Annotated in this window: 6 protein-coding genes and 1 pseudogene; 1 reads left to right on the forward strand and 6 read right to left on the reverse strand. The window is 47.2% G+C overall.

Going from position 1 to position 6,244, the window contains the following annotated elements:
* Positions 1–88: 88 nt before the first annotated feature.
* Both JCM19039_RS18035 and JCM19039_RS28190 read right to left on the reverse strand, forming a co-directional pair.
* Positions 89–1,600 carry a class I adenylate-forming enzyme family protein gene (locus JCM19039_RS18035; protein ID WP_052398922.1) on the reverse strand — a complete coding sequence of 504 codons (1,512 nt, stop codon included), beginning with the start codon at positions 1,598–1,600 and terminating at the stop codon, positions 89–91.
* Positions 1,587–2,422, reverse strand: a pseudogene (locus JCM19039_RS28190) (SDR family NAD(P)-dependent oxidoreductase). The gene JCM19039_RS18035 and the pseudogene JCM19039_RS28190 overlap by 14 nt, the downstream one beginning before the upstream one ends.
* Positions 2,423–2,521: 99 nt before the next feature.
* On the opposite strand from JCM19039_RS28190, the gene JCM19039_RS18045 reads away from it, so the two are divergent.
* Positions 2,522–3,442 (forward strand): macrolide 2'-phosphotransferase, encoded by a 921-nt coding sequence (locus JCM19039_RS18045; protein ID WP_042429806.1) that lies wholly within the window; start codon positions 2,522–2,524, stop codon positions 3,440–3,442.
* Positions 3,443–3,528: 86 nt separating this feature from the next.
* On the opposite strand, the gene JCM19039_RS18050 is transcribed toward JCM19039_RS18045, so the two are convergent.
* Genes JCM19039_RS18050 through JCM19039_RS18065 form a run of 4 tightly spaced genes read right to left on the reverse strand, consistent with a single transcriptional unit; the run spans position 3,529 to position 5,891 of the window.
* On the reverse strand, positions 3,529–3,939 hold the full coding sequence (locus tag JCM19039_RS18050; RefSeq protein WP_042429809.1) for a GNAT family N-acetyltransferase: 411 nt from the start codon (positions 3,937–3,939) through the stop codon (positions 3,529–3,531).
* A gap of 7 nt (positions 3,940–3,946) precedes the next feature.
* Positions 3,947–4,639 carry a peptidase E gene (locus JCM19039_RS18055; RefSeq protein ID WP_042429812.1) on the reverse strand — a complete coding sequence of 231 codons (693 nt, stop codon included), beginning with the start codon at positions 4,637–4,639 and terminating at the stop codon, positions 3,947–3,949.
* Between the two features lie 14 nt (positions 4,640–4,653).
* Positions 4,654–5,550 carry a GNAT family N-acetyltransferase gene (locus JCM19039_RS18060; protein WP_081834605.1) on the reverse strand — a complete coding sequence of 299 codons (897 nt, stop codon included), beginning with the start codon at positions 5,548–5,550 and terminating at the stop codon, positions 4,654–4,656.
* On the reverse strand, positions 5,511–5,891 hold the full coding sequence (locus tag JCM19039_RS18065; protein WP_042429820.1) for a DUF4440 domain-containing protein: 381 nt from the start codon (positions 5,889–5,891) through the stop codon (positions 5,511–5,513). Before JCM19039_RS18065 ends, JCM19039_RS18060 begins: the two co-directional genes overlap by 40 nt.
* Between the last annotated feature and the right edge of the window lie 353 nt (positions 5,892–6,244).

Genomic DNA, 6,244 nt, shown 5'->3' on the forward strand with positions numbered 1-6,244 from the left:
ATTCCTCCTTACATTCAAACTCTTATATAATATGTCGAAACGCTGATCGCCCGTGTAGGTCACAACCCTAAAAAAAGCTCCCGGTTTTTTAAGAAAACCGGGAGCTTTTGTATTGTGATTCCAACGTTTTTTTATCGATTTTACCGACGTTTGTGTACGGAAGCGCGTCCACTGAAATGAGCTGCCTTGGGCGCTTCGACGTTTGCAACCGTTCTTCCAAAAACGTGTGCACGTCATCTACCGTGTTCTTTGTGTGGTCAGCCATCTCCACAAATCCGATGAGGCGCTCTCCATACTCATCATCTGAAGCCCCAATTACAGCTGCAGCCTTTATCGCCTCATGTTGCAATAACACCTGTTCCAACTCAATGGGATATACGTTCACACCACCAACAATGACGAGGTCATCCTTTCGCCCTAAAAGATAAAAGCGACCGTGTTCGTCAAACCAACCGACATCACCCGTGCCACTCGTCGACGATTGACTAGACCATGTGTTTACAATATGAATCTCACCCGTACTACCCACTGGTTGCTGCTTATCACCATCCATGACAACAGCACGCATACCGCGGATTGGTCGACCGATTGTACCCGGTGACTCCTGTAAATCCTTCGGCGTAGCATGAAGTTTAGCCCCGTTTCTGAAGTTCCATACAAATTGTAGAGAACCATACCGAGCGTTTTTTTCTGTTCTTCTAACGACTGAATCGTCTAGTCTTGCCCCACCAGAAGCCATGCAACGGAGCGTTGTTAACTGCTCTGGGAGACACGTATCAAGTAAACGCTGAACGATCATCGGGACGACTGTCATCACATCCACGCGGTGATCGGAAATGAGCTTCCCAGCTGTTGTTGCGTCAAATCGCTTCGTAAAATAAAGCGGTTTACCTGTGATTAGAAACAGGATCAACACCGCAATGCCGTACCCATGATAAAGAGGCGTGGCCACGTATGCCCGCTCCCTATTCATAATCTCTAGCTTGGATATGAAATCAAGAAACGGGTCGAGAAAGCGAAAAAGCGACGGCGAATGAGCAGCTGACTTCGGCGTCCCCGTCGTCCCACCTGTAAATAACACTAACCGTCCACTTGATTTGCGGCCGACTGAAGGCCGACCTGGTGCGGTTTCGTTCAACTGATTCTCACAATTCCAAACTGTAACGCCCGCGATTGTTGGCGCCGTAGTATGGTCATGAACAATAAGGGTAAAGCTTTGTTTTTCATGCAAATCTTGTAACTCCGGCTCCCTTAAACGAGATGGTAATAAATAGACATCAGCACCGAGCCTGGACACCGCAAACACCGTTGCCACAAAATCGATATGATTGGCACACATAAACGCCACCCGGTCATTGTCCCGCACACGTTCGTTTAATGCTCGTAACTTCCTTCTCGAAAGGTTGAGCAGTTGATTGTACGTAACCGTCTGCCCATCATCGGTCATCGCCTCGCGATGTTTATACTTTACTGCGGCGATTTCCAGAAGTGTCATGAGATTCGATCCTGAACGAAACATGGTGATGACTAAATGAACGATCGTTATTGGCGATCGCATTCCGAGATGACGGAGTACGTTAAATAATTTAACGATCTGCATCGTTTCCCCTCCGTCCCGCTGAGTAATCTCGTAAATTCCTGCGATGAAGTGTGATGTACTGCAGTGGGGATAACCACCACGGGCGCACAAACGTCTGGCGCTTGTAGATTGCCCGTCCAACCCGGACAGCGACTTGGTCAACACTCATCGCCAGTGCTTTACCGTACGCTTTCGTTGGTTCAATCATCGGGGTGCGAACGAGTGGCAAATACATCGTTGTCACAGCAACGCCTACACCTTCCAATTCTTCAGCTGCACTTCTAAGCCAAGCGTCGAATGCGGACTTTGACGCCTGATAAGCAGAGAAATGAGGCATCGGCGGCAAACATGCGTTAATGGTAGACATACTAATCACGTGCCCCCACTCTCCTCAAGTTCAGGGAGGAATGACAGCGTCAGGTGAACCGGCGCAAAGTAGTTGATCGCCATCGTCCTCGTAAAGTCGTGCATGCGGGACGTGGATTCTCGAACCGGTCGCCGAATGGAGTGCCCCGCACAGTGCACCAACACGTCAATTTGTGGAGAAACGTTACGAGCAAAATCAACAAACTGCTCCCGTGACACCTCCTCGCGAAGGTCGACGCCGTATACGTCTATGTGTGCTCGTTCTTTATGTAATGATTGTTGGAGCGACGCTAACCGTTCTAGTCTTCTTGCTGCAAGAATGAGGTGGCAATCTGATTTGGCGAGAACCTTGACGAGTTGTTCTCCAATTCCCGAACTCGCCCCTGTAATGACAATGGTTTTTCCCGTCACCTCGTCATAAAGTTTCTGGTCATTTAGCTCGAGTCGCGGATATAATAATCGTTCGATCAACCGCATCGTATCTCCTCCACATCGAATATTCCCATTGTATAATAAGAAAACGGCTTTTGGATATTTTAAACAAATAAGAACGTCTATAAAAATGAGGGGTTAGCGATGGACAAAAATGAGATTTATACGTTAGCAAAAAACAAGGGCCTAGACATTGAATCGTCAACAATTACACTTAATCAATCTGGTGTCGATTTTCTGGTCGCCCATGCCAATGACAATCATGGGCGTCATTGGATTCTAAGGATACCGAGAAAAATTGAATCGATGCGACACGCCGAGCAAGAGAAAATGGCGTTGGACGTTATTTCAGAACATGTCCCGTTTCAAGTTCCTGTTTGGTCAATATTTTCAGATGAACTCATTGCTTACGAGCAGTTAAGCGGTACCCCTGCTGGCACCATTGATATGGAAAAACAAGCGTATGTGTGGGAGATTGATACCGCACAAATCCCTCCTGCTTTTACCGACTCATTAGGAAGATCACTCGCAGCACTACACGCCGTACCGACAGGATCACTAAATAACACTGGCGTAGCCATTGTTGAAACTGGGCAACTGAGATGCTCAATGAAAGAAAGAATGATGACGGTGAAAGAACATTTCTCCATTCATCCTGGACGGTGGGAGTATTGGCAAGCTTGGCTCGCCAATGATGCGATATGGCCTGAACATACAGGCGTGAAACACGGGGACCTTCATCCAGGTCACCTTCTTATTAACCCGGATAAACAAGTGACAGGAATGATCGATTGGACAGAAACCGGTGTCGGTGATGTGAGCATTGACTTCGTTGGGCATTATAAACTCTTTGGTAATTCCGCGCTTCAAGACGTACTCGCTGCTTACGATAACGCTGGTGGCAAAACTTGGATGCAAATGGACGAGCACATTCGTCAATTGCATCAGGCAGAAGCGATCGTCGTCGCTGAATACGCCCTTGCTTCTGAGAGTAAGGACATGCACGAGATGACCGCCCAGTTACTTCAAGTAGACCCATATGAACATGACGGAAACGAGGCATAATATGAGACTAGCGTGCATACACATGTATCACAAATCGACGCGAAACAGGCCATTTTACACTTGTTTTGTGTCGATCGATTCGCCCCTTAATATTTTCGGTACATTCCTTGAGACCGGGGAGCCGTAAATTGAAACCCGTACTGCTCATACAAGTCACTCGCCCGCCCGTCTGCAATTAAACTCACATACGAGCCTGGATATGTATGAGCATCAAGATAATTCGTAATCTCCGTCATGATCACTTTTGCTAGCCCTTGTCCTTGATGAGTCGGCTTCACAACAATGTCGACAACTTGGAAAAACGTCGCCCCGTCACCGATCACCCTGCCCATTCCGATAAACGCCTCGTGATCATACAGACAGACGACAAACTGTGAATTCTCCAGCCCAATTTCTGCCGCTTCAATTGACTTTCCGCTCAATCCCCCATCAAGACGCAACTCGTTGTATTGTTCTGGACGTGGTGCAGCGTAGCTGACTTCATATTTATTTTTCATTACTCACTCATCCTTTCTCTCCTAAAAAAATCGGTGTTATGCTTTTCTCAGCATTTAATGACACGTGATAAGCGGATGCATCGGGTCGAGAAGAAACTACTTTTGATAACGTGTGATCTGTATAATGCAGGGCAACGCCGTCATCAGCGGCGACACCGGCGATGAGCTGATGGTCGTTGATGAACTTCTGATAACTCGGCCGACGTTTCTCTTCCCCATCGTAATGGGGGCAATGACTACCAGCTAACCAACCAAGCCCTTCAATAACCTCTAATCCATCCCCATAAGAATCGGTCACTCCTTGTTCAAACCAGCAGATTGACCCGGCACTAAGGCCTGCCATTACAATTCCTTGTTCCCATGCTTCATATAAAATCTTATCAAAGCCCCATTCTCTCCACAAAGCAAGTAAGTTTTTCGTATTTCCACCTCCGACATAGACAATATCTTTGTCTAAAATCCACGCTCTTAAGTCTCTCGTCGGCGGTCGAAACAACGACAAATGCGACGGCTCACAGTGTAAACGTTCAAAGGCAGCATAAAACCGGGCAACATAATCTTCTGAGTCCCCACTTGCCGTCGGAACAAGACAAATTTTCGGCCTCTCTTTATCCGACTGGTTCAAAATATACTCATCGAGCAACGGATTGTCAGGCTCCATAGAGAATCCCCCACCGCCAAGAGCAATAATTTGCTTCATGTTCAAAACCTTCTTTATCCAAAGATTTGCGCCGCAATGGCGTAACGCGTGCTCGGTTCTTCTTTACTACTTAGACCATTTCTCACCATCATTTGCGCAGTGGCGTACAATTTGAAATGATTGTTGTGTAGCCAGTGATCAAGTTCAGGTTCAAAATGCGGTGTATCCATTCGAAAAGATCCCGTTTCTCCATGAACGAGGGAACAAATCATATCTGTCACTTGGCGCACGTTTTGGCAAACAATCGGTCCAAGCATGACATTTTTTCTCGCACTTACCGACAGTCCATACCCTACAACTTTTTCATCTTCGATCCACACGAACGCCCGCTTTGCTGCAGCGATCCTTCTCTTTAGAAATTCATGTCGTGAGTCCCCAAAGGCTCGTTCGTCAACACGCACTACCGCTTCGAAGTCATCGGCATCATACGCACGAATATTCGGATGATTGCGTTCGTCAACACGCCCCCACACACCAACGTCCTGGCATACGTAGCTCGACACTTCAGATACCGGAACAAATCCTAATTTTTCATAAAGCGGTTGCCCTTGCCCTGTCGCAATCAATATCGTAGACGCACTTTCTGGCACAGCGTCCACACAAGCGACAGTTAACTGTCGTCCCAGGCCTCTCCCTCGCTCCGTCGGGTCGACCATCACAAGACCGAGCGTCGCAATGTTTTCTTTTTCATATGTAATGAGTGCTGCACACCCTAACAGAACACCCTTTTCGTCCTTACACCCAAACACATGACCCGTAGTGAGAATTTGCCGCACGTCACTTTCACTATAGTCCCAATCAAAATCACGGATAAACGCGTGAATCGCTTTCACATCGGTTTCAGTTAAACGCTCAACTTTGTATGAATTGTTCACGCAAAGTGCTCCATATGTTGACGGTACAACATCCACCCCGCTTGCTCCTTTTTGAACACTTCGACAGCAAGCACCGTCGTTAACAACTGACTATCTAAATGAAAATCAATCGTTGCAGTTAAAATCAGCTCATCCGGCTTTCTTAGGCTAGTTTTCAAATCAGTATACCGAAATTCGACACGTTTCCCTTCATATGATTGAAAGGTTTGAATATTATCACTCCGATATTCCTCACCGTTGTAAATGCGATAAGCCACATCATCGTAATAACCGAAATACCCAACAAAAGCGTCCGAAACCCAAGCATTGATCCGTTCAACATCACCACTATTCATATCTTTACGAAACGCCTCTACCGCTTGCCAAACCTCTTCCATCTGCTTTCCCCCTCTTGTCGTTATTATACCTCATCCACCAGTTACAGAAAAACGATACGGAGAGGTAGCGACTGTCTATTCGGATGCTGGAACTTTGCAACATGATAAAGGACAGGGTGCGCTCGATCGTGCGTTGTTGCTTTGTCGGAAGTGGGCGCTCCGGTGTCGGTGATGTGCACTTCCCTGTCGATTGCGTGCACTTCCTCGAAAAGGCCATGATCTAGATCGCCGAAACCCTAAAATCTTCCAAATCTAATTATCCTGTCGGCGCGGGCCGCACTCGGTTCGGCCCCGAAGGGGCCGACGAGTCGTCGGTACTTCAGCCTTGAATCTGCGCGCAAGTTGGAACAATC

It is taken from the genome of Geomicrobium sp. JCM 19039, from assembly GCF_000698145.1.
In the GTDB taxonomy this organism is placed as follows: domain Bacteria; phylum Bacillota; class Bacilli; order Bacillales; family Marinococcaceae; genus Geomicrobium_A.